The organism is Streptomyces gilvosporeus, from assembly GCF_002082195.1.
Lineage (GTDB): Bacteria > Actinomycetota > Actinomycetes > Streptomycetales > Streptomycetaceae > Streptomyces > Streptomyces gilvosporeus.
The window spans coordinates 976,428-998,780 of sequence record NZ_CP020569.1 but is presented as its reverse complement, the minus strand read 5'-3'; the positions used below and the strand labels follow the sequence as shown (position 1 = coordinate 998,780).

Annotated in this window: 19 protein-coding genes and 1 pseudogene; 5 read left to right on the top strand and 15 right to left on the bottom strand. The window is 72.1% G+C overall.

Annotated elements, in window-relative coordinates; all coding sequences use genetic code 11:
- Positions 1-243 precede the first annotated feature (243 nt).
- Positions 244-1,758, bottom strand: a complete 1,515-nt coding sequence (gene glpK / locus B1H19_RS04630) for a glycerol kinase GlpK (protein ID WP_083103305.1) — start codon at positions 1,756-1,758, stop codon at positions 244-246.
- 38 nt (positions 1,759-1,796) lie between these two features.
- Positions 1,797-2,564 carry an IclR family transcriptional regulator gene (locus B1H19_RS04625; protein ID WP_083103302.1) on the bottom strand — a complete coding sequence of 256 codons (768 nt, stop codon included), beginning with the start codon at positions 2,562-2,564 and terminating at the stop codon, positions 1,797-1,799.
- A 164-nt stretch (positions 2,565-2,728) separates the two neighbouring features.
- Between B1H19_RS04625 and B1H19_RS04620 the strand changes: the two genes are divergently transcribed.
- Positions 2,729-3,148, top strand: a complete 420-nt coding sequence (locus tag B1H19_RS04620) for an ATP-binding protein (protein WP_083103300.1) — start codon at positions 2,729-2,731, stop codon at positions 3,146-3,148.
- A 58-nt stretch (positions 3,149-3,206) separates the two neighbouring features.
- Here B1H19_RS04620 and B1H19_RS04615 read toward each other — a convergent pair whose 3' ends face one another.
- Positions 3,207-4,487: a helix-turn-helix transcriptional regulator gene (locus B1H19_RS04615; protein ID WP_083103297.1), complete on the bottom strand. Its 1,281-nt coding sequence runs from the start codon at positions 4,485-4,487 to the stop codon at positions 3,207-3,209.
- Positions 4,488-4,866: 379 nt separating this feature from the next.
- Between B1H19_RS04615 and B1H19_RS04610 the strand changes: the two genes are divergently transcribed.
- The 3 genes and pseudogenes from B1H19_RS04610 to B1H19_RS04600 form a co-directional block, all read left to right on the top strand.
- Positions 4,867-6,240 (top strand): ATP-grasp domain-containing protein, encoded by a 1,374-nt coding sequence (locus B1H19_RS04610; RefSeq protein ID WP_083103294.1) that lies wholly within the window; start codon positions 4,867-4,869, stop codon positions 6,238-6,240.
- Entirely contained in the window at positions 6,237-8,261 is a 2,025-nt protein-coding gene (locus B1H19_RS04605) for a PEP/pyruvate-binding domain-containing protein (RefSeq protein ID WP_083103292.1), read from the top strand. The genes B1H19_RS04610 and B1H19_RS04605 overlap by 4 nt, the downstream gene beginning before the upstream one ends.
- Positions 8,258-9,502 (top strand): annotated as a pseudogene (locus B1H19_RS04600) (MFS transporter); the annotation flags it as partial. The gene B1H19_RS04605 and the pseudogene B1H19_RS04600, both read left to right, overlap by 4 nt.
- On the opposite strand, the gene B1H19_RS40755 reads toward B1H19_RS04600, so the two are convergent.
- Positions 9,479-9,721, bottom strand: coding sequence for a ferredoxin (locus B1H19_RS40755; protein ID WP_083103289.1), 243 nt, complete (start codon positions 9,719-9,721; stop codon positions 9,479-9,481). The pseudogene B1H19_RS04600 and the gene B1H19_RS40755 overlap by 24 nt on opposite strands.
- 345 nt (positions 9,722-10,066) lie before the next feature.
- On the opposite strand from B1H19_RS40755, the gene B1H19_RS04590 reads away from it, so the two are divergent.
- Complete coding sequence (locus tag B1H19_RS04590) at positions 10,067-10,750, top strand: phosphatase PAP2 family protein (protein WP_083103286.1); 684 nt, start codon at positions 10,067-10,069, stop codon at positions 10,748-10,750.
- 7 nt (positions 10,751-10,757) lie between these two features.
- On the opposite strand, the gene B1H19_RS04585 is transcribed toward B1H19_RS04590, so the two are convergent.
- From B1H19_RS04585 to B1H19_RS04535, 11 genes are read right to left on the bottom strand one after another with little or no spacing between them, the layout of a single operon-like run.
- A complete protein-coding gene (locus B1H19_RS04585) occupies positions 10,758-12,083 on the bottom strand; it encodes a glutamate-1-semialdehyde 2,1-aminomutase (protein WP_083103283.1) in 1,326 nt (441 codons plus the stop codon).
- A 7-nt stretch (positions 12,084-12,090) separates the two neighbouring features.
- On the bottom strand, positions 12,091-12,642 hold the full coding sequence (gene rfbC, locus B1H19_RS04580) for a dTDP-4-dehydrorhamnose 3,5-epimerase (protein WP_083103281.1): 552 nt from the start codon (positions 12,640-12,642) through the stop codon (positions 12,091-12,093).
- Entirely contained in the window at positions 12,639-13,871 is a 1,233-nt protein-coding gene (locus B1H19_RS04575; RefSeq protein ID WP_083103278.1) for a polysaccharide pyruvyl transferase family protein, read from the bottom strand. Before B1H19_RS04575 ends, rfbC begins: the two co-directional genes overlap by 4 nt.
- Positions 13,868-14,815 (bottom strand): glycosyltransferase family 2 protein, encoded by a 948-nt coding sequence (locus B1H19_RS04570; RefSeq protein ID WP_083103275.1) that lies wholly within the window; start codon positions 14,813-14,815, stop codon positions 13,868-13,870. Before B1H19_RS04570 ends, B1H19_RS04575 begins: the two co-directional genes overlap by 4 nt.
- The gene (locus B1H19_RS04565) at positions 14,812-16,122 is read right to left on the bottom strand and encodes an MATE family efflux transporter (RefSeq protein ID WP_083103272.1); all 1,311 of its coding nucleotides are present in this window, start codon (positions 16,120-16,122) and stop codon (positions 14,812-14,814) included. The genes B1H19_RS04570 and B1H19_RS04565 overlap by 4 nt, the downstream gene beginning before the upstream one ends.
- 5 nt (positions 16,123-16,127) lie before the next feature.
- On the bottom strand, positions 16,128-17,426 hold the full coding sequence (locus B1H19_RS04560; protein WP_083103269.1) for a DUF4910 domain-containing protein: 1,299 nt from the start codon (positions 17,424-17,426) through the stop codon (positions 16,128-16,130).
- Positions 17,414-18,439: an NAD-dependent epimerase/dehydratase family protein gene (locus B1H19_RS04555; RefSeq protein ID WP_083103266.1), complete on the bottom strand. Its 1,026-nt coding sequence runs from the start codon at positions 18,437-18,439 to the stop codon at positions 17,414-17,416. Before B1H19_RS04555 ends, B1H19_RS04560 begins: the two co-directional genes overlap by 13 nt.
- A 3-nt stretch (positions 18,440-18,442) precedes the next feature.
- Complete coding sequence (locus B1H19_RS04550; RefSeq protein ID WP_083103264.1) at positions 18,443-19,090, bottom strand: PIG-L deacetylase family protein; 648 nt, start codon at positions 19,088-19,090, stop codon at positions 18,443-18,445.
- Positions 19,087-19,881: a sugar phosphate nucleotidyltransferase gene (locus B1H19_RS04545; protein ID WP_083103261.1), complete on the bottom strand. Its 795-nt coding sequence runs from the start codon at positions 19,879-19,881 to the stop codon at positions 19,087-19,089. Before B1H19_RS04545 ends, B1H19_RS04550 begins: the two co-directional genes overlap by 4 nt.
- 13 nt (positions 19,882-19,894) lie before the next feature.
- Positions 19,895-21,130, bottom strand: a complete 1,236-nt coding sequence (locus tag B1H19_RS04540) for a class I SAM-dependent methyltransferase (protein WP_083103258.1) — start codon at positions 21,128-21,130, stop codon at positions 19,895-19,897.
- Between the two features lie 3 nt (positions 21,131-21,133).
- Positions 21,134-22,351, bottom strand: coding sequence for a glycosyltransferase family 4 protein (locus B1H19_RS04535; RefSeq protein ID WP_083103255.1), 1,218 nt, complete (start codon positions 22,349-22,351; stop codon positions 21,134-21,136).
- Positions 22,352-22,353 lie beyond the last annotated feature (2 nt).

The window sequence follows — 22,353 nt, the reverse complement described above, 5'->3', positions numbered from 1 at the left end:
GGAAAACGACCCCCTCCAGTGCTCCGTCACGGTCGAGTGCGGGCGATTCGTCGCGCTGATTTTCGATTCTCTGCGCTGGGGCCTGGCGCCCCAAGGGGCAGCCCTGGTCGAACATCACCGTCGCGGCGGGATCACCCGATCCGGGTATGGCGTGTCCCCTTGCCGGCTTCGGTGCGCGCCGTGTCTACGGCCTCGGTGCGCGCTTGCGTGTGGGGTGTGGGGCGACTTCCTGTGCCGAGGGCGTCAGGTCGGGTCCGGCGACGCGATCCAGCCGAGCGCGCGCTCGACCGCCCGTTTCCAGTTCTCGTACTCCGACTGTCGCCGCTCGGGGGACATCTTCGGCAGCCACTCGGCGGCCCGGTGCCAGTTGCGGCGCAGGACCTCCAGGTCGGGCCAGTAGCCAGCGGCGAGACCGGCGGCGTAGGCGGCGCCCAGGGAGACCGTCTCGACGGCCATGGGGCGCACCACGGGCACGTCGAGCGCGTCGGCCAGGAACTGCATGAGCAGGTTGTCGGACGTCATGCCGCCGTCCACCTTGAGCACCTTCAACGGAAGCGGGAAGTCGGCGTTCATGGCGTCCACCACCTCCCGGGTCTGCCAGCCGGTGGCCTCCAGCACGGCTCGGGCAAGGTGCCCCTTGGTGATGTACGAGGTGAGGCCGACGATGACCCCACGGGCGTCGCTGCGCCAGTGCGGCGCGTACAGGCCGGAGAACGCCGGGACGATGTAGCAGCCGCCGTTGTCCTCGACGCTGCGCGCGAGGGTCTCGATCTCGGGGGCGGTGCTGATCAGCCCCAGCCGGTCGCGGAACCACTGGACCAGTGCCCCGGTGACGGCGATCGGGCCTTCGAGTGCATAGACCGCGGGCTGGTCCTCGATCTTGTAGGCGACGGTGGTGAGCAGTCCGTGCCGGGACCGTACGAGGTCGGTGCCGGTGTTGAGCAGCAGGAAACTGCCGGTTCCGTAGGTGCACTTCGCCTCCCCGGGGGCGAAGCAGGTCTGACCGAACAGCGCCGCCTGCTGGTCGCCGAGTGCGGCGGTGATACGGACGCCCGGGAGGACGGTGCGGGCGGTTCCATAGTCCTCGGCCGAGGAGCGGATCTCCGGGAGCATCGGGCGGGGGACTCCGAAGAACTCCAGCAGCTCCTCGTCCCAGTCGAGGGTGCTGATGTTCATCAGCATGGTGCGGCTGGCGTTGGTGACGTCGGTGAGGTGCCTGCCGCCGGCCGGCCCGCCGGTGAGCTTCCAGATCAGCCAGCTCTCCATCGTGCCGAACAGCACCTCGCCGTCCTCGGCGCGCTGCCGCAGCCCGTCGACATGGTCGAACAGCCAGCGGATGCGGGGGGCGGAGAAGTACGTGGAAGGGGCCAGGCAGCAGCGCTGGAGGAAGAAGTCGTCCCCGGGCTCGTTTCTGAGCTCCTCGACCATCGGGGCCGTACGGGTGTCCTGCCAGACGATCGCCCTGCCCAGCGGGGTGCCCGTACGCCGGTCCCACAGCACGGTCGTCTCGCGCTGGTTGGCGATCCCGATGGCGGCGACCTCCTCGGGGCTGACATCGGCGTGCGAGAGCGCCTGCGGTACCACGCGCTGGAGGGTGTGCCAGATCTCGACGGCGTCGTGCTCGACCCATCCGGGCCGGGGGAAGTGCTGCTCGTGCTCGTGCTGGGCGACCGACACCAGCCGACCGCCGTGGTCGAAGAGGATGCACCGGGTGGAGGTGGTGCCCTGGTCGATGGACATCACATACCGCTCAACCATGATCAGCCTTCCGTTGCGGTAAGGGAGGGCGGCGGGGCTCACCAGCGGGCGGCCCCCAGATCGCGGGAGATCGCCCGCGCGGCGTGCCGGACCTGCGTCACCAGTGCCGGCTGCGGGATCCCTTTGGAGTCGCAGATCCGCTCGATCGTGCCGGAGACGCCGATGGCACCCACCACGAGTCCACCGTGGCCGCGGATCGGCGCGGAGATACCGGCCTCGCCCGTCATCATCTCTTGTACTTCGGCGGCCCACCCGAGCTCCCGGATCTCGGAGAGCGCCCGGGTGAGGTCCTCCGGGGTGACCAGGGTGTGCCGGGTGTACGCCTCCAGCTCGGCCTCCACGGTCGGCTCCAGGGGCACGCTGCCGAAGGCCAGCAGCACCTTGCCGAGCGAGGAGGCGTGCAGGGGCAGCAGTGAGCCCACGTCCAGGGTCTGGAAGGTGTCGTCGGGGCGGAAGACATGGTGGACGATGAGCACTTTGCCCTCCAGGGGCGTGCCCAGGCGGACGGCCTCCCCGCTGCGGGCGGCCAGGGCATCGGCCCAGTTGATGGAGCGGGACCGCAGCTCGTTCACGTCGAGGTAGCTGGTGCCCAGGTGCAGCAGCGCGGCCCCGAGCTGGTATTTCCCGGTCGCCGGGTCCTGCTCGACGAAGTCGATGTTCTGCAGGGTGCGCAGAATGCCGTGGGTCGTGCCCTTCGCCAGCCCGAGCGACGCGGCCACCTCACCCAGCCCGAGCCGACGGGGCCCACTGGCGAGCAGTCGCAGGATTGCCGCCGCCCGTTCGATCGACTGGACCGGGCCGGCCATGAGGCAATCGTAGTCCCGCGGTCGGAATCTGCCGGTACGGAGGGCTTCACGCCGGTCTGGCGTTCGGTAATGCCGACCGGTGTTCATTGACCGCCTCCGCCGTTCTCCATAGCGTCGCTTTCAAGCCCGGCGTTCAACCGGTAGCGGGCCTCGGAGGAGGCGACATGTCACCACAGCTTGAAGCGGTGATCCAGGAGGTGGCCGAGCATGTCTGTCCGCTGCCACACATCCCCGAGGCCGTCTCGGTCGTGCGCCGGCGGATGCGTACGGTCCTGGCCGACTGGAACCTGGCCCCGGACCTCGCCGAGGACGCGCTCATCGTGATCTCGGAGCTGATCACCAACGCGGTCGTCCACGCCCTGCCGCCGGCGGCGCTGCGGCTGTCACGGGGCGGGGCCGACGGGCGCAGCGCGCTGCGCGTCGAGGTCACCGACGCGGGGCCCGCATCGGCCGGCTGGGTGCCCGTCCAGCCCGGGGACGAGCACGGCCGTGGGCTCGGCATCGTCACCGCCCTGGCGGCCGAGTGCGGTGTGCGGGTCCACGAGGGCGGTGTCACACGGTGGGCGGAGTTCCTCGCAGCGTGAGCCGTCGGACCGGGGAGTCGCGGTACTCCTGCTGCCGGTCCTCCCGGGGCGGGCGGGATCAGGTGGCTCTTGGTGAGGGGACCGCGGTCGCCGGACGCGGGGGCCAGGAGTGCGGGACGAAGATGCCCAGGGCGTAGGCGCGGGCGACCAGCGCGCACCTGTTGGGAGCGTCCAGGAGGTCTCTAAGACGGCTGAGGTGGTAGTCGACGGTCTGCCGGGAGAGGCGCAGCGAGGTGGCGATGTCGGCGTTGCTGCGGCCGGCCGCCAGGAGCGACAGGATGCGTTCCTGACTGGCCGTCATGGCGAGATGGGACTCCTGGGCGATGCCCTGGTGGGTGACGACCGCCCAGATGCTGGTGGCGCGGGCCACGTACCGACCCACCGTCGTCAGGTGCAACCGGACCCTGCGCTGCCGGCCGCGGGTGTCGACGAGAACGACGGAGGTCTGGATCCGCCGGTAGCGGCGGACTATGAGATCGCGCCAGCTGCGCCACAGACCGGCTGATTCCGAGGTGGCCGCCAGCAAGCCGTCGGCCCGCCGGCCGACCAGGTCGGACAGCCGGATCTGCAGAAGTTCGGCGGCTGCGGCGCTCGCCTGCTGGATCCGGCCGCCCGCGGAGATCAGCGCGCACGGCAGCCCGCTGTGGTCGCGCAGCGCGCACAGGCTCTCCTCGGCCTCCCGGCGCTGGTGGAGCGCGCGGGTGTAGTCGCTGATGTCGATGTAGATACCGGCCACACAGGTCTCGGTGCCCTCCTGTACGGGGAAGCGATGACCGGCCGCCTGCCCGCTGCTGCCGTCCGGGCGGTGATAGGTGAGCGTGTGCCGCACCGGCTTCCCGCGGGTGAGCAGATCCTTGTCGAGGGCGAGGACCTGGGCCGCGTCGACGGGGGAGTCGACCTCCTCGACATGTTTGCCGATGATGTGCTCCGGTGTGGTGCCGTACAGGTGGGCGTAGGCGTGGTTCACCCACACATAGCGACCCGCGGCGTCCCGGATGAAGGCCGCGGAGGGGGCGAGGTCGGCGAAGGCGTCGTAGCGACGGTCGGCGGCCGAGCCGGTGCCGATCTCCACGGCCACCCCGCGGGAGCGGCCCTGCCGCGGCACGCCGCCACACCAGTTCACCTCGAAGAGCCGGCCGTCGAACTGCGTCTGCCAGTGGCCGGGTCCGGAGGCGCGCGGGCCCGACGGCTGCCGGCGCAGCGTGTCCAGGAAGCGCTGTGCGGTTCCCCGGTCGCCGAAGGCGCCGCCCCCGCTGTCGATCACCCGCAGTTCACCGTCGGCCTCCCACCAGGACACCGGCAGGCGTTCGAGCAGCGACTTCAGTCCGGTCTCGTCCACAACGGCCTCTCTTCGGTGAAGAGTTCAACGGGCTCGACGGGTTCAACGGGTTCGGCGACGCGCGTACGCCGCGCCACCGCCATGCGTATCCGGAGCTCCCCGGCCCCATACGCGGTTCTCGGCCGATTTGCGGGCACGGGTCCGGCCGTCGGGGTGCACGTCCGCACCGCCATACAGCATCGCGGAGCCCTCGGCGGCGGACGGTGAACTCCACAACTCTGGCGTTTGCCTGAGTGTGTGAGGCCCGCGGCGGCACATGGGGCAGCGCCCGGCTGCTTCTCTTGAGGTACGGCGCATGGACGCGGATCCAGGCGCCGTCGGCCGCCCCGGTCCACCGGTAGGCACGGCCCCCACCCGCCTGTAGAGGAGTCGGATTCCAGTGAGCACGGTGCTGTTCGTGTATGCCAAGGGTGGCCCGCCCTTGGGGTACGCCCTGTCACGGGTCGCCGCGCGTTCGGCAGTGCACCTGCTGGCGCTCAGCACGCTTCCGCCCACCGTCGCCCCCGTTGCCGAGCAGCTCTGCGCCTCGGTGCTGAGCCCCGCTGAAACCGAGCGGGACGATCTGGTGTCCTTGATCGTCACCCGGGCCGAGGCCGTCGGCGCGGACGCCGTCGTCACCTTCTCCGAGTACGCGGTCGTCGCGGTCGCCGAGGCGTGCGCGAAACTCGGCCTTGCCGGGGCCGGCGGCCGCAGCGCGCTCGCCCGCGACAAGCGGCTGATGCGTCGCACCTGGATGCAGCGGGGGATCTCCCAGCCGCGGTTCCGCCCAGTGGCCGACGAGCAGGAGCTCCGCGACGCGGCCGCCGCGCTGCGCCTCCCCGTTCTGCTGAAGTCCGCCTGGAGCGCGGGTTCCACCGCGCACCAGATCATCCGGTCCGCCGACGAGATACCGGCGGCCTGGCACCGGGCGCATGCCGTCATGGCCGAATCCGCGGAGCTGGGCTACGCCGAACTCCATGTGGCCGGAGCCGGCGGGAACTTCCTCGTCGAGGAGATCGTCCCGGGCACCGCCGACGGCTGGTTCGACCAGAGCGGCTGGGGCGACTACGTCAGCGTCGAAGGCGTCGTCGCCGACGGCGAGTTCCGCCCGGTATGCCTCAGTGGCCGGATGCCGACCGTGGCGCCGTTCACCGAGCGCGCCGGCATCACGCCCGTACCGCTGCCGGACGACACCCAGCGGCGCATCGTGGCCCTCGCACGCGACGCCGTCGACGCGCTGGGCCTGGAGAACTGCGGGACCCACACGGAGATCAAGCTCGGTGCGGACGGCCGGATGTGGGTGATCGAGACCGCCGCACGTTTCGGCGGCGCGATGACCGTGCCCCAGATCGAGGAGGTCTTCGGGCTGGACCTCGTCGGCATGCTCGTCGACCAACTGCTGGGGCGGCCGGTTGTCTGGCCCGCCCAGGTCCTCACCTCCCAGGAGGCGCGCGGTGCGGCCGGCTCGCTCGTCGTCCTCGCCGTCGACGCCGCCGGTGACGCCTGGGCGGACCGTCGCGTCTGGGATTTCCCGGCGGTACGGGACGCGGCGCCGATCGGCGCCGGCAGCCGGCTGTCCGTGGTGGCCGAGAACTCGCTGCCCGACGGTGCTCCGGTGCCGGTGTACGACCCGGCCGCGGGAGCCAACACGATGGCGGCGCTCTGCCTGCTGTCCGCGGCCGACCCGGCGACCGTGCTCGACGACTTCCGGTCCCTCGTGCACGCCCTGCCGAAGATCCTGCCCCTCGTCGGCGCCGCGGAGGCCCGCTCATGAGCATCACCGTCGTCCCGCCGACCGCCGCTCCACAGCCGCCCGTCACCGACCGCACGGCCGTCGGCGAACGCCTTGCGCTGCCGCTGTTCCGGAGCCTCGCCGGCTCGCTGGCCGGCCATCCGTACCTCAAGGTCGTGGTGGACCGCGCCGAAGACACCTGGCATCTGCTCGACACCGCCGTCCACCCCTTCCACGTCGACTACCTCGCCACCCGCGTCCTCGGCATGGCACCGGCGGAGCTGGACGCCTGCCTGGACGCCGTCAACGCCTCCGTCTACATGGCACCCGACCGCCGCTTCCTGCTGGGAGTGCTCTCCCTGCACACCGACCAGGACACCGCGGGCCGCCGCCGGCCCTTCCTCGTCCTGGAGACGACCGAGGCCGACACCATGGACGGCCCGATGCTGGAGGAGTTCTACACGTTCGTCCGCCACCGGCTCGACGGCCGACTGCCGCTGCTGCTGAAACCGGCGAACCACGGCCAGGAGCATGCCCTCGCCTCCGTCAGCGACGTCCGGGTGCCGCGGATCCTCAGCCACCAGCTCTTCGGCCATCGCACCCGGACACCGCTCAACCCCGGCGAAGCCACCGGCCGGCTCCGCCACTTCCGTACGGCAGAGGAGTATGCGGCCGCGGCCGGCACACTCGGCGGGTCCGACATCCTGGCCATGCCGTGCCTGCCGGACGATGTGCCGCGCGTCGCGGGCTTCATCAACACCGCGACGACCACCCCGCTCTCGCACACCAACGTCCTCGCCGCCGGCTGGGGCATCCCCAACGCCATCGTCCGTGACCTGGACCGGCTCATCCGGGCCGAGAGTCTGGACGGCGGCTGGGTCCGCTACCGGGTCACCGAGGACGACATCAGCCTCGTCCCCATCGCCCCGGCGGCGGCGCCGACCGCAGCACCGGCCCGGCACCGCCCGCGGATCCGGCTGCGGACACCGCTGCTGGACGACCTCTCGGCACGGCCGCTGCACCGACTGCGCCTCGCGGACCAGAACCGCTACGGCACCAAGGCGGCCCACCTCGGGGAGCTCCACCACGTCCTGAACGCCCGCGCCGCCGACCTCACCGCCTTCCACGGGAAGCCGCGACCGCCCCGCCCCGACCTCTACCGGCATCTCGCCGCCCGCCTCGGCACCACGCACCCGGCGCCGTCCGGGGAACTCCGTGCCGCGGCCGCCGACTTCGTGGCCGACACCGTCGGCGCGCCGGACGGCATCGCCCTGCCCTTCGGCCTCCAGCACCGCTTCCTGCGCTCCTCCCCGGCACTGTGCGAGGGCATCATCCGCCTCAAGGCGGCCCTCGACGACGGCGCCCCCGAAACGCTGGAACCGCTCTGCCTGCGGCTCCAGCAGCTCGTCCGTACCACCGCCCTGCCCGACGAGGTGGCCGGCCACATCCTCGGGGCGCTGCCCACCGGACCGGCTGCGGGCCGCCGTCTGGTGGTCCGCTCGTCCGCCAACGCCGAGGACCTGCCCGGCTTCTCCGCGGCGGGCGTCTACACCTCGGTCACCTCCGTGCACGGCGCGGACCACCTCCTCGACGCCGTACGCGAGGTGTGGGCCTCCCTGCTGTCGCCGCGCAGCGTCCGGCTGCGCCACCAGGCGGGCATCTCGCTCGACGACACCTACATGGGCGTGATCGTCCAGCCGTATGTGCCGGCCGACCTCGGGGGAGTGCTGGTCACCTGCAATCCGACCAAGCGCGCCGACTTCCGCAATGTCTGCCTCAACTGCACGCCCGGATCGCCGGAGGCCGTCGTCGACGGCACGGCACTGCCCCTCCAGTACCTCTACAACACGGTCGAGGGCGGTGGCCGCACCGTCGCGCTCGGATCGTCCGGCAGGGACCTGCCCGCCGCCACACGGGAGCGGCTGGGGGACCTGGCCCTGGCCGGGAGGCTGCTCCAGTCACACTTCAGTGCGCCGGACGTGGACCGTCCGCTGGACATCGAGTGGCTGATGACCGATCAGGGTGCCTGCCACCTGGTCCAGATCCGCCCCTACGCGCGATGAGCCGCCGCCTCGCCCCGCCGGGCAACGCCGGTACGCCCCAGCCTCTGCCCCCTCGGGCCCGCCGGATCATCCGCCTGAACAACGCCTTCCAGCTGCTGTTCAACCTCCTGTGGTGGATGCCGGTCTTCTACGCCTACCAACGGCAGGCGGGCCTCAGCGACGGACAGATCTTCGGCATCCAGAGCATCTACTACATCGCCTTCTGCCTGTTCGAGATCCCGACCGGACTGGTGGCCGACCGCATCGGGGCCCGCAACTGCCTGCGCGCCGGCGCCGTGGTGATGACCGCGGCAAACCTGGCCCCCCTCCTCGCTCCCACCTACACCGGCTTCCTGGCGCACTTCCTGGCGATCGCCGCCGGTCGCTCCCTGGCCTCGGGCGCCGCCAGCGCCTACCTCTACGACGGCCTGCGCGCCCACGGTGCAGGCGAGCACTATCTGAAGGCCGAGGGACAGGCGCGGGCGTGGGGCCTGGGCGCGAAGGTGGTGTGCTGGCCGCTGGTCGGCCCCCTGATGAACCTCGCGCACGGTGCGCCGTACGCACTGAGTGCCGTCAGCGCCGCCGGCTCCCTCCTCTGCGCGCTGGTTCTGCCGGGCCAGGCCGCCCGCTCCCCACGCGCGGCCGGACCGCACCGGCTCCCCGCGGCCCTGCACGACGCCACCGCGGCGCTGCGCACCCTGCGCGCCACGCCGTGGCTCGCCCTGGTCATGGTGCAGGGCGTGGCGGTCTTCACGCTCTCCCGCATCTGCCAGGTCAATCTCTTCCAGCCGGTGCTGCTGGACCACGGCATCGGCGAGAACGCGCACGGTGCGGTACTGGCCGCCATGACCGTCGCGGAGGCACTGGCCTCGGCCCGCCCGCAGTGGCTCACCTCAAGGTTGCGGCCGGCGGCATGGGTGACCCTCCTCAGCCTCGCGATGGCCGGGATGCTGGCAGGTCTCGCCCTCGGCGGCCGGGGGACGGTCGTCGTGGTGCTCTGCCTGTTCGCCGCCGTCTGCGGTTTCACCTACCCGCTCCAGCGCAAGCTGGTGAACGACGCCATTCCCGCCGGCGCACCCCGCGCCACCCTGCTGTCCGCCGAGAGCATCGTCGACCGCGCGGGCTGCGCGCTGGCGGCGGTGGCCGCGGGAGCCTACCTCGCGGCGGGGCGGCTGGACGCGCTGCTGTGGCACAGCGCGCTGCTGACCGGTGTGCTGATGGCCGCCTGGCACCTGGTGTCACGCGCGACGGCGAAGGCGCACCGCAAGGGCCGGGCACTGGTTGACGGCGCGGCGGGCGCCGTGCTCCTGCCACGGGGCGACCGGGATGGTGGGGGAGGCGGGGTAGCCGTGCGGGTCGAGGCGGATGAGGTCGGGGGCCAGCACGGCGCACAGACCGTGGCCGGCGCAGCGGGACCAGCCCACCTCCAGCCGGGCGTCCTTCGGGGGGTGAAGTCGTCGTCCCAGGCGGCGGTGTGACATGCCATCAGGTCTCTCGAACTGCCCGTAGGCCGGATCCCGGATCTTGCCGTGGCCGGACCCCGGATACGGACAAGGTGGGCTCGCCGCTCCGGGCCGAGCGCTGGAGCGTGGTGAATCCCTGAACCCCACCGGGCCGCCTGGACCGTCGCACGACGGGCCCGGGCGGCCCGGACCACCCTCTTGTGGCGCAGGGTTGGCTAGGCTGAAGTCGTACAGGCCAGGAGCGGGTGTCCGCGGGGCGGACACGGTCGCTGGAGGGTGGGTCGGAAAAAACGACGGGGGGGGCTCGCGTTGGATCGCCTGGTCGGAGCGGACCCGGAAGTCGACCCAGCCCGCGGTGGGCGGGTGACCGGCCGATCGGCGTCCGCGGCGCTGCCCCCATCGCTGCGCGGGTGGTTCGGGCCGATCGCGGCCCTTGCCGCGCTGGTGGTCGTCGCGCTCGGGATCCTGTACGCCGGCCACAGCGAGCCCGGCAAGGTGGACGCGTGGATGCGGCCGGCGGTGGACGGTGTACGGCCGCCGTGGCGATACGTCGCTCTGGCCATGGACTTCCTGGGGGAGCCCGTGGGAGCGGCGGCGCTGGTCGTGGCCATCGTGACGGGCTGCCTGCTGCTTCGGTGTCCTCGTGCGGCGGTGCTCGTCGTTGCCGGGAGCGGCATGGCCGTGGGAACGGCGACGCTGCTCAAATCCCTGGTGGGACGCACCATTCACGGCGACGGCGACCTGTCCTATCCGAGCGGGCACACCGCCTTCGCCACCGCGCTCGCGCTCGTGGTGGCGCTCCTCGCGACCGGCCGGCTCGGCCTCGGCAGGACGGTCGGCACATCACTCGTGCTCACGGCGGCGCTGGTCGCCGGCGCCGCGATGGGATGGGCGCAGGTCGCCCTGGGTGCGCACTACCCGACCGACGTTCTCGGCGGCTGGTGCACCGCGCTGGCGGTGGTCCCGGCGACCGCGTGGCTGGTCGACCGGGTGGCCGACCGGCCGGCCGGCCGGATCGCCGACGCCGGTCGGCGGAAGCGCCGCTGACGGCACGTCAGGCCAGGCGTCGGAAGACGGGCTTCACCGGTCGCCCGGCCAGCCAGGGGATGGGGTCGGCGGCGTCCAGCGCCTTCCGGTACACCGCACATGCCTGGGCCACCACGTCGACGGTGCGGTCGATGTCGGCGTCGTCGAGCGCGCTGCTCACCACGAACGACGGGGCCAGCACTCCGCCCGCGAGGAGTTGGCGCAGGAACAGGGTGCGGTACTGCTGTGAGGGCTGCCGGTCCTCGTCGAGGGTGGCGAAGACCAGGTTGCTGGCCCGGCCCCGGACGACGACATGGTCGCCGACGCCCGCGCTCGCTGCGGCTTCGCGGACACCAGCGGCCAACCGCTCGCCGAGGGCGTGGAGTTGCGCGGTGATGCCCTCCTCGACGTAGGTGGTCTGCACGGCCATCGCGGCGACCAGCGAATGCGTTTCCGCACCGTGCGTGGTGGACAGCAGGAACACCCGGTCGTGGGAGTGGCGCAGTCCGCCCCGCTCCATCAGCTCGCGGCGCCCGGCCAACGCGGAGACGGCGAATCCGTTTCCCAGCGCCTTGCCGAACGTGGACAGGTCGGGCACGACGCCGTACAGGCTCTGGGCGCCCGCCTCGGACCAGCGGAAGCCGGTGATCATCTCGTCGAAGATCAGTACACAGCCGTGCCGGTCGGCCAGTTCGCGCAGGCCGGCGAGGTAGCCGGGCGGGGGCTCGGTGTGGGAGGCGGGTTCGAGGATCAGGCAGGCGATGTCGTCCTCGTACCGCGTGAGCAGCTGCTCCGTGGCGGCCAGGTCCCCGTACGGGAACGCCACGGTGAGCTCGGTGGTCGCCGCCGGGACGCCGGCGGACATCGGTGTGGTGCCGATGAACCAGTCGTCGACGGAGAAGAACGGATGGTCGCCGCAGAGGGCCACCCGCGGGCGCCCGGTGGCGGCGCGGGCGAGGCGCACCGCGGCGGTGGTGGCGTCGGAGCCGTTCTTCGCGAACTTCACCATCTCCGCGGTCGGCACCGTGGCCAGGAAGCGTTCCGCCGCCTCGGCCTCCACGATGGACGGCCGGACGAAGTTGCTGCCGCGGTCGAGTTCCCGCCGCACCGCCTCGATCACGCGCGGGTGGGCGTGGCCGAGGCTGACCGACCGCAGGCCGGAGCCGTACTCGATGTAACGGTTGCCGTCGATGTCCCACACATGGGCGCCGCGGCCGTGGCTGATGACCGGGGCCAGGTTCTCGGGGTACTGGTCGTCGCCCTTGGCGTAGGTGTGCGCGCCTCCGGGGATCAGGGCGTGCAGCCGCTCGTTCGCCGTCCGTGACCGGGGCAGGAGGAACTCTTCGGTGTTCACGCCGACTTCACCCTTCTGTGTGCTTCAGGACCTCGGCGAGGCTCGGTGCCTCCCGGTCCCGCTGGGACATCGATGTGACCGGCAGCGGCCAGGGAATGGCGAGCTCCGGGTCGTCGAAGGCGATCGTCACGTCCTCGGTCGGATCGTGCGGGCGGTCGATCCGGTACGAGGTGTCGGCGGTTTCGGTCAGCGCCTGGAATCCGTGCGCGCAGCCCGCCGGGATGTACAGGGTCGTTTGCGTCTCGTCGGACAGCTCGAAGAAGGCCCGGCCCAGGTAGGTCGGCGAGTCCGTCCGCAGGTCCACGACGACGTCGAAGATCCTCCCGTACGAGCACCGCACCAGTTTGGCCTCGCCGGCACCGGAGCGCAGGTGCAGGCCGCGCAGTACGCCCCGGACCGAGCGGGACAGGCTGTCCTGGACGAAGGCGTCCGGGTCGAGGCCCACCGAGCGGACCACGTCGGCGTCGAAGGTGCGGCAGAAGAAGCCGCGCTCGTCGGCGTACGGCGTCGGCTCGAAGAGGTATGCACCGGCGATTGCCGGGACTTCGGTCGCTTTCATGGCGCCTCCCGCAGGGTGTGGGCGTGGTCGGCCGCCGGGAACAGGGCCGTGGTCAAGGCGGCGAACTGGCGCTCCAGTTGGCGGGCGGCGGCCAGGTTGCGCTCGGTGAGGGTCCGCCGCAGCTCGGCCGAACGCTTCTCCAGCGCCCGGAACTGGTCGAGCAGCCGGTCGGCGTCGACCTCGCGCGCCGGGTGGCAGAACGCGCCAAGGCCCATCCGATCCATGAGCGCGTCACTCTTCGCCGCATAGCAGAGCGCGAGCACCGGTGTGCCGGTCTTCAGCGCGCAGATCAGGTTGTGGTAGCGGATCGCCACCACGGTGTCGGCAGCCGCCGTCTCCTTCATCAGGTCGGCAAGTGACGACGTCTCGGCAGCGGTGACCAGCGGCGAGTCCACCGCGTCGAGGATCGCGGCGACCACCGGCGCGTCGACCTCGTCGCCGGTGAGCAGCCGGACCGGCCTGCCCTCCTCGACCAGGGCGCGGACGAACCGGATCGTCCCGTCAAGGTAGCGCCGGTGGATCTCCTCGGCCCGGGCGCGGTCGTCGTTGCCGCCGTGGAAGGCCATGACGCCGACGCAGACCGGGCCCGGCGGGCCCGAGGGCGTGCTCGGGGGCGGCGTCGGCAGGGAGAACGCGAGGTCCGGGTAGACCTCGTCGCGCGCCGTGTCCACGCCCATCGCCCGCATCGCGTCGCGGGACGGGGCGTCCCGGTATGAGCGGTACGCGGCCAGCCGCGCCGACCAGCGCACCAGGGCCCGGGTCGGCCGGTTGCCGATCGCGGCGGCGCCGACGCCGACCAGCGCGACCCGGGTGCCGAACAGTCGGCCGCTCGCGCAGAGGAGGAACAGCGCGTACGGGAAGCCCCAGGGCCGCAGCGGCAGCGTGGCCTCCAGGACGCCCATACCCGGCACGATCACCACGTCGTGCCGGCGCACCCAGGCGGCGGTGCGGAAGACGTCGACGAGTTTGCCCAGAGCCTTCGCCGCGATCGCGCCCGTACGTGACGCGGTCCGGTACTCCCCGCGGTACCAGTGCAGCCGCGTCGCCGGAATCCGGAAGCGGGCCGTCACGGCCTCGGGGCCGCCGCACAGCGCGTCCACGACCGCCTCCGGGTGCGCGGCGCGGAGGTATCCCAGCACGGCCTCCAGCGACCCGTCGTTGCCGAGGTTGCCGGAGCCGAGCAGGCCGAACACCCCGACGCGCACCGGGGTTTGGCGTGCGGACGTCATGCCGGCCTCCCTTCGCGGCCGGCGACGACGGCGTCGACGGAGACGGTGAGCAGGCCCGGGTCGACCGGGGCGCGGTCCTCGACCCGCTCACCGGCGCCCGGCCGGGCCCGGCTGGTCATCCATGCGGCCAGGTGGCGGTAGCACGCGCGCCGGTCGGCCGCGGACAACGGCGCCCGCCGGATCGCCGAGGCGAAGCCCCAGACGTACTCGGCGAGCAGCCGGGGTGTCGGGTGCAGCGGGCCCGCCCGGCGCGGGTCGAGGTTGACGCAGCGGGAGCGCTTGGAAGGGTTCGCCCGCTCGGCGCGGGTGGGGTGGTCGCGGCGGAAGTACAGGAGTTCCGGCACCTGGTGGAAGCGCCCGTGCAGGGCGATCTCGGCGACGAACGTGCGGTCCGCGTGGTGGTAGCTGTCCATGGGCTTCACCCGGCGCAGCGCGTCGGCCCGGATCACCCCGTAGAAGTCGTCACCGCCGGGCTCGAACAGCATGCTGCGGAAGCGCTCCGGCGGGTGTGGTGACGCGGTGGCGAGCGTGTACTCGTACGGGACCTTCACCTGGCCGTCGCCGTCGATGACCGCCTGGTCGGCGTGCGCGAGGATCACGTCCGGCCGCTCGTCCAGCGCCTGGACGCAGCGCCGCAGCAGGTCCCGGGCGTAAAGGTCGTCGTGCGAGGCCCACTTGAACAGCTCGCCGCGGGACTCGGCGAACACATGGTTGTGGTTCGGGGTGGCGCCGATGTTCCGGGGGAGCCGGAGGTACCGGATGCGCGTGTCCTTCGCGGCGTACCGGCGGCAGATGTCCTGGGTCCCGTCGGTCGAGGCGTTGTCGGAGACGACCAGCTCGAAGTCCTCGTAGGTCTGGCCGAGCAGGGCGTCGAGCGATTCGGCCAGGTACTCCTCGCCGTTGTACACGGGCAGGCCGATGCTCAACCGGGGATGGGCGGTCATGGCGTCCTCATTTCGGGGAGGGGGTTGTGGTGGCCCTCGCGCAGGGCGGACCGCAGGTGCAGCCACCACCCGGCCGAGCCGCTGACGGTCGCGGCGGCGACGCCCCAGGCCGAGCCGACGGTGCCGGCGACGGCCGCCCCGCCGAGCCCGCCGCCGACGTAACAGGCCGAGGCGAACAGCTGGCAGCGCAGGCTGCGTCGAGCCGCGGCGAGTGCGCGCAGCCCGGCCGCCGCGCCGGTGCCGAGCCCCGCCCCCGCGACGCCGAGCGTGACCGGCACGATGAGCTGCGAGGCGGCGGGCCATACGCCGCCGAGCGCCAGCTCGCCGAGTCGGTCCGGCATCAGGAGCAGCGCCGCGCCCCAGAGCAGCGCGGCGGCGGCCTGCCCGCCGCCCAGCAGGAGGCAGAATGCGCCCAGTCGGTGCGGGGCTCGCCGCAGCACCCGTGCCGCCTCCGGGACGGTGACCAGCGAAAGCCCCATCAGCACCGCGAGGAACGGGCCGAGCAGCAGCTCGGCGCCCCGGACCGCACCCACCGCACCGACCCCGGCGATCGCGCCGAGCCCGTACGCCCGGAGCTGGCTCGCGCCGCTGAGGGCGACGTTCTCGACCAGGTACCGGTGGCCGAGGTCGCGCTGCTCGCGCAGCCACCCGCGCGCTCGGTGCATCCGGGGCCGGATGCCGGACTGGAGGCAGCCGTACCCCGCGGCCACCGCGGCGGACGCGCCCCAGGCGAGCACGAAAGCGGCCACGCTGCCCACGCGGGCCGCCACCACCATGGCCGGGACGAGCGCGGCGCCCCACACGAGGTCGTTGACGAACGCCTTGCGCCCGGTGCCGGCGGCGAAGAACGCGAACCGCCAGGCGTCCTGGAGCAGCAGCGCCGGCAGCACGACGCCGAGGCAGGCGAAGGCGGGCCCCACACGGTCGCCCAGCGCGAGCCCGAGCACCAGGCACGCCGCGCCGAGGGCGGCACCGAGGCCGAGCGCGGTACCCGACGACCGGGCCACCGCCGCGCGCCAGGACGTGGGCGGCACGCCGCTGAAGCGCACCACGAGCGGGTCGGTGGCCAGCCCGCGGGAGACGTTGAGCACCACGCCGTAGGTCACCCAGGCCAGGCTGAACACGCCGAACGCGGCCACCCCCAGCGAGCGGGCCACATAGATCCCCACCACGAAGTTGGACAGGCTGGAGGCCGCCTGGTCGGCCAGTCCCCAGGAAAGCCGGCCGAGGACGGCCCGCTTGGCGGTCCCCCGGGCGGGACCGGCCGGGCTCGCCGGTGTCGTCGTCTGCTCCTTCTCGGTGGTCATCGGCGTCATGCCTTGATCAAACCGGCGCGGTGCAGGGCGTCGGCCGCGGCGGCGACGGTGTCGAACGGCAGCCCGGACCGCTCGGCGACGCCCAGCAGACTGTGCTCGCCGTCGGAGAGGCTGAGCACCCAGAGCATGGCCATCTGGGCCTGTTTGGTGTCGCTGCGGCCGCCGAGCGCGTCGTACAACCCGCGTCGGCCCAGCTGTGGTTCGCCGTAGGGGCTGAGGTTGCGGTATCGCCTGTTGCGGTCCAGCACGGCGCATGCCTCGCGGCAGACGGCGAGGGTGTCCGCCATCGCGCCCGGGGAGACGAAGTCCGGGTTGTCCGCCGAGGTGTGGTACTCGGGGTAGCCGGCGTACGGGGTCCGGCTGAGCGAGCCCACGCCGAGATCGAACCCGGGTGAGCAGAACTGCCGCTCGTCGTAGCCGTACGGGGTGAACTCGACGATGCGGTACGGGCGTTCGGAAGCGGTCAGTACGTGCCGCATCACCCGGTCGATCTCCGCGTCGCCGCGTCTGCTCTGCTTGTACGTCAGCTGTCCCCGGTCACCGGCACAGGCCAGCACGAGCCCGTGCTTGACCTGGTCGATCCGCTCCGCGTTGCGGGCCAGCCAGGTGATCGCCCCGATGGTGCCGGGCGCGAAGAGGAATCGGTAGGTGTAGTACGGCGTCTGCTCCGCCAGTGCCCGGGCCAGGAACGTCGCCACCGCGATGCCGGCCAGGTTGTCGTTGGCCAGCGACGGGTGGCAGACATGGCAGGAGACGATCACCTCGTCGGTGACCTGCCCGGGGACCACGTGCTCGGCGTAGGTGAGGTGGCCGTCCGCGACGGTGGAGTCGATGCGCACCTCGTACTCGCCGTCCGGCAGCGCGTCCAGGGTCTCCTGGGCCAGGCAGAACCCCCATTCCGGCGTGTAGTAGCTGGTGCGGTACGGCACCCAGTTCGGGTGGTCGGGCAGCGTGTGCAGGTGTTCTCGCAGCTCGGACAGCGGCATGGTCGCCGACACCGGCACGCTGTAGCCGAGCACGTGCAGGCTGGACGCGGCGAAGTCGACGACCCGGTTGCCTGCGGGGTCGGCGATGTACGCGTCCCGGATGTTCCACTCCTGCGGCACCGTCCAGTCGAGCACCTGCGTCCCCGTCGGCACCTCGTGCACCCGCAGCGGGACGTACTCGCCGACGATGTCCAGGGTGGTGCGCACACCGTCGCCGGTGATGCTCCGGCAGAGCGGGTACAGCCGCTCCACCAGCGCGTGCATCTCCGCGCCGGCGCCTTCTTCTCCCTGCGCGGTCATCGGCGCCACCGCAGGGTGTCGTCGACGGTCCCGGCGGCGGACGCCGCGCGCAGCACGGCCAGCCGGGTGAAGCGGCGCTCGAAGTCCTCCCGGTTCAGCCCGAACATCCGGTAGGCGTCGGCGAGTTCGAGAGCGCCCCGCTTCACCGTCCATTCGCAGTCGAAGCCGGGTACCGCGGCGCGGAAGGCGGAGAAGTCCACCCGGTACGACCGCGGATCGGCGCCGTTCTCCCCGGTGATCACCACCTTCGAGCCGGGCACCGCCTCGGCGACCTGCTCGGCGATCTCGGCGACCGTGACGTTGTTGAATTCGCTGCCGATGTTGAACGCCCGGTCGTGCACCGCTTCCCGCGGCGCGGTCAGCGCGGCCGTGAAGGCCCGTGCGATGTCGGCGGCGTGCACCAGCGGGCGCCAGGGGGTGCCGTCGGAGAGCACGAGCACCTCGCCGGACAGGAGCGCGTGGCCCACCAGGTTGTTCAGCACGATGTCGGCGCGCAGCCTGGGGGAGTGGCCGAAGGCGGTGGCGTTGCGCATGTACACCGGGGTGAAGTCGCCGTCGGTGAGCGCGTGCAGGTCGTCCTCCACCCGCACCTTGGACTCCGCGTACGGCGTCACCGGGCGCAGCGGGGCGTCCTCGGCGACCAGGTCGTCACCGCCCGCGGCGCCGTAGACGGAGCAGGTCGACGCGTACAGGAAGCGCCGCACCCCGGCGTCCCGGGCGAGCCGGGCCAGGCGGACGGACGCGTGGTGGTTGATGTCGTAGGTGAGCTCCGGTGCGAGGGACCCCAGCGGGTCGTTGGACAGCGCGGCCAGGTGGATCACTGCGTCCACTCCTGCCACGTGTTCGGCCGTGATGTCACGCAGGTCCACCCGGTGCCCCGACGGGTCGGCGGGTGTCGGGCCGAGGACGCAGTCGGCGAAGAGACCGGCGTCGAGACCGACGACTTCGTGTCCGGCGGCCGCGAGGACCGGGGCCATGACGGTGCCCAGGTAGCCCTGGTGTCCGGTCAGCAGTACGCGCAAGGTTCAGTCCCCCAGGTCGAGAGTGAGTTTGGTGGCGGCGAACGCCTCGGCGTAGCGCGCGTGGCATTCGATGCCGCGGATCCGTGCGAGGCCGAGAAAGGTTTCGCGGTCGTACCAGGGCCGGTGCCGCTGCGAGGGGTAGTGCTCCTGGAGCAGCCGCACCTTCTGTTCGGCGATCTCCGGCGACAGCGGCTGGTACGCCGCCGGACGGCCGAGATCGCCGTCCCATTTGACGATCTCGTAGCCGAGCACGAGGTGGTCGCGGAATGCGGTGGGGATCAGCCGCGCCAGGCCGCGGTGGTCCTGGTGTGCGTCATCGGTGCGCGGGGCCAGGATCAGATCCGGGTCGGTCTGCCCGCGCAGCTCCTCGACCGCGGCCTTGGCCTCGTCCCAGTGCACGGGCATCCGACCGTCGGGCAACTTCAGTACGGTCAGCCGCAGTTCGGCGCCCGGGCAGAAGGCGGCGAGCGCGGCCCGCTCCTCCCGCTCGCGCTCGCTGCCGCCCCCGGAGAGCACCAGCGCGTCGATGCGGATACCCGGCCGCGCGCGGCACATCGTCAGCAGGCTGCCGCCGGCACCGATGGCGATGTCGTCGCAGTGCGCGCCCACCGCGACGATCCGGTCCAGGCGCCCGGCGCCTAGCCGGATCATGCGCTCACCCCGGCGTGGTCCCGTTCCCACACGGCCCATGGGCGGTCGCCCCGGGCGTAGGCGGTGTCGAGCGCGGCCCGCTCCTTCACGGTGTCGGTCGGCTTCCAGAAGCCGCGGTGCCGGTGCGCCACCAGACGTCCCTGCTTGGCCAGTTGGGCGCATCCGTCGGCGACCAGGTCCCCGTTCTCCGGGATGTGGTCGAAGACCTCCTGGCGGAGCACGAAGTAGCCGCCGTTCTCCCACAGCGGCAGTTCGCTCACCGCGGTGATGCCTCCGACCAGTCCGTTTTCGCCCAACTCCACGCAGTGAAAGGAGGATTGGGGCGGCACGACCATCATCGACGCGCCCGCGTCGCGCTGTGCGAACCGGTCGACCATCTCGTTAAGCGGGGCGTCGGTGAGCACGTCGGCGTAGTTGGCGAGGAACATCTCGTCGCCGTCCAGGTGGTGCCGCACTCGGCGCAGCCGCTCCCCGATCGGCGATTCGACGCCGGTCTGCGCGAACGTGATCGTCCAGTCGGCGATGTCGGTGGACAACAGCTCGGTCCGCCCGCCCCGCAGTACGAAGTCGTTGGACGTCGTCTCCTCGTAGGTGAGGAAGAAGTTCTTGATGTGGTGGGCGCCGTACCCGAGGCACAGGATGAACTCCGTGTGCCCGAAGTGCGCGTAGTAGCGCATGACGTGCCAGATCAGCGGCCTGGGGCCGACCATCGCCATCGGTTTGGGCACATCGTCGGAGGCTCCGCTGCGCATCCGCATCCCGTAGCCGCCGCAGAACAGGACGACCTTCATGCTGCAACCTCTTTCACGACGTGACCTCGACAATGCTCAGTTCCGGGATGGGGAAGACCAGTCGGCCTCCCCAGTCGTTGATGAAGGACAGCTGCTCGACCAGCTCGGCCCGCAGGTTCCACGGGAGGACGAGGACGTAGTCCGGCTTGTCGGCCGCTATCTGCTCGGGCGGCAGGATCGGGATGCGGGTGCCCGGGGTGAACCTGCCGTGCTTGTAGGGGTTGCGGTCGACCGTGTACGCGAGCAGGTCGGGCCGGATGCCGCAGTGGTTGAGCAGGGTGTTGCCCTTGCCGGGGGCGCCGTAGCCGACGACCGTCTCGCCGCGCTCGGCCGCCCCGACGAGGAACTTGAGGAGGTCCCGGCGGACCTTGGCCACCCGGGCGGAGAACTCGGTGTACCCGGACAGCTCCTGAAGCCCGGCGGCCTTCTCCCTGGCCAGGACGTCGGCCACCCGCTGCGTAGGCTCGTCAGCTACTTCGGTCGGCCGGGCCCACAGTCGGATGGAGCCGCCGTGCGTGGGCAGCAACTCGACGTCCACGAGCGCGAGTCCGCCGCTCGACAGTGCCCGTATCGCGGACGCGACCGTGTAGTACTGGAAGTGCTCGTGGTAGATCGTGTCGTACTGGTTCTCCTCGATCAGCGTCAGCAGGTGCTGCACCTCGATGGAGACCCAGCCGTCGTCGGCGACCAGCGCGCGCAGCCCCTGGGTGAACCCGACCACGTCGGGGATGTGCGCGTACACGTTGTTGGCCACGACCAGGTTCGCCGGGCCGTGCTCGGCGCGGACGGCCGAGCCCGTGTCCGGGGACAGGAACTCGGTGAGCGTGGGCACACCGGCGTCCCGCGCCGCGGCGCCGACGTTCACCGACGGCTCGATGCCGAGGCAGCGGATCCCCCGGTCCACCAGGTGCCTCAGCAGGTACCCGTCGTTGCTCGCGACCTCGACCACGAAGGCGTCGGGGCCGAGAGCGAGGCGCTCTACGGCGTCGGCGACGAACGTGCGCGCATGCTCCACCCAGGAGGTCGAGAAGGAGGAGAAGTACGCGTACTCGCTGAACGTCTCCTCCGGCGTGATCAGCGGCGGGATCTGCGCCAGCCAGCAGTCGGTGCAGACCCGCAGGTGCAGCGGGTACGCCGGCTCCGCCTGGTCCAGTTGGTCCGCGGCGAGAAAGCTCTCACACGGTGGCGTCGCTCCGAGATCGACGACGCTCGCCATCGCTTCCGAGCCGCAGAGTCGGCATCGTGTCATCTACTACCCCCCATTGATTCCGTCCCTCATTGCTTCCGACCGACCCGCGATCGCGGTGCGGTACTCCTCCACCAGGCGCTCCAGCCCGACGGCCGGGCTGAAGCCCTGTTCGTAACGGCGCCGGGCCGCCCGGCCCATCTCGCGGTTGCGGGCCGGCTCGGCCGCGATCCGGCGTATGCCGGACGCGAGCGAGGCGGGCTCGCCCGGTCGGTGCAGCAGCCCGGTCACCCCGTCCTCGACGAGTTCGACGAAGGCGCCGTGACCAGCGGCGACGGTCGGGACCCCGGCCGCCATCGCCTCCACGACCACCAGGCCGAACGCCTCCAGCCACGTCGAGGGGGCCACCACGGCGACCGACCGCGCGATCGCCTCCCGGCACTGGGCCGTGTCGTACAGGCCGACGTACCGCACGTCGTCCCGGCCCGCCGCCCAGGCCGTCACCTCCCGCTCCAACGGCCCCGTGCCGGCGATCACCAGCGGCACGCCCACGCCGCCGCCCGCGGCGATCTCGTCCCACGCGGCCATCAGCAGCCGTACGCCCTTGGCCTCCGCGAGCCGGCCGAGAGAGAGCACCTGCTCACCGTCGCCCGCGCGGCAAGTGCCCGGCTCAGGCACGAAGTTGTGCTTGACCGTCAACCGCTCGGGCGGCATGCCCGCCCGCACCAGGACCTCGCGCTGCGCCGCGGAGATGCAGAAGAACCGCTCCACGCCGGACCACCACCGCCGCCGGTTGACCGACATGCTGACCGCGAGCGGCACCGTCGCCAGCCGGGAGCCGCGGTAGCAGCCGTGCCGGACGGCGGGCAGCGGCGCGGACCCGACGCACTCGGTGCACGGCCGGCCGTCCCGTTGCAGCGTGCCGGGCGGGCAGACCTGGGTGTAGTTGTGCAGCGTGGCGACTGCGGGCACGTCGGCGTCGGCGCAGGCGGCCAGCACCGCGGGCGACAGGAGGGGAAAGACGTTGTGGACGTGCACCACGTCCGGCCGCTCGGTGCGGAGTCGGGCGGCGAGTTCCTTGCGGACGGCCGAGTTCCACGGCACAAGCAGCGGCACCTTGGCCTTGTCGAGCAGGGACATGGCGCCGATGTCGTCACTGCGTCGCTCGAACACCTCGACCCGGTGGCCTGCCGCGCGCAGCAGCGCCACCTCCTGGTCGACGACCTTGTTCTCCCCGCTCGGCTGCGCCGAGGCGTAGCGGTTGTGCACCACGAGGACGTGCATGC

What these genes read in the sequence shown, in the direction of transcription:
- glpK (WP_083103305.1), bottom strand. Translation starts at nt 1,758, where the DNA reads ATGGTTGAGCGGTATGTGATGTCCATCGACCAGGGCACCACCTCCACC.
- B1H19_RS04625 (WP_083103302.1), bottom strand. Translation starts at nt 2,564, where the DNA reads ATGGCCGGCCCGGTCCAGTCGATCGAACGGGCGGCGGCAATCCTGCGA.
- B1H19_RS04620 (WP_083103300.1), top strand. Translation starts at nt 2,729, where the DNA reads ATGTCACCACAGCTTGAAGCGGTGATCCAGGAGGTGGCCGAGCATGTC.
- B1H19_RS04605 (WP_083103292.1), top strand. Translation starts at nt 6,237, where the DNA reads ATGAGCATCACCGTCGTCCCGCCGACCGCCGCTCCACAGCCGCCCGTC.
- B1H19_RS40755 (WP_083103289.1), bottom strand. Translation starts at nt 9,721, where the DNA reads ATGTCACACCGCCGCCTGGGACGACGACTTCACCCCCCGAAGGACGCC.
- rfbC (WP_083103281.1), bottom strand. Translation starts at nt 12,642, where the DNA reads ATGAAAGCGACCGAAGTCCCGGCAATCGCCGGTGCATACCTCTTCGAG.
- B1H19_RS04575 (WP_083103278.1), bottom strand. Translation starts at nt 13,871, where the DNA reads ATGACGTCCGCACGCCAAACCCCGGTGCGCGTCGGGGTGTTCGGCCTG.
- B1H19_RS04570 (WP_083103275.1), bottom strand. Translation starts at nt 14,815, where the DNA reads ATGACCGCCCATCCCCGGTTGAGCATCGGCCTGCCCGTGTACAACGGC.
- B1H19_RS04565 (WP_083103272.1), bottom strand. Translation starts at nt 16,122, where the DNA reads ATGACCACCGAGAAGGAGCAGACGACGACACCGGCGAGCCCGGCCGGT.
- B1H19_RS04550 (WP_083103264.1), bottom strand. Translation starts at nt 19,090, where the DNA reads ATGATCCGGCTAGGCGCCGGGCGCCTGGACCGGATCGTCGCGGTGGGC.
- B1H19_RS04545 (WP_083103261.1), bottom strand. Translation starts at nt 19,881, where the DNA reads ATGAAGGTCGTCCTGTTCTGCGGCGGCTACGGGATGCGGATGCGCAGC.
- B1H19_RS04540 (WP_083103258.1), bottom strand. Translation starts at nt 21,130, where the DNA reads ATGACACGATGCCGACTCTGCGGCTCGGAAGCGATGGCGAGCGTCGTC.
- B1H19_RS04535 (WP_083103255.1), bottom strand. Translation starts at nt 22,351, where the DNA reads ATGCACGTCCTCGTGGTGCACAACCGCTACGCCTCGGCGCAGCCGAGC.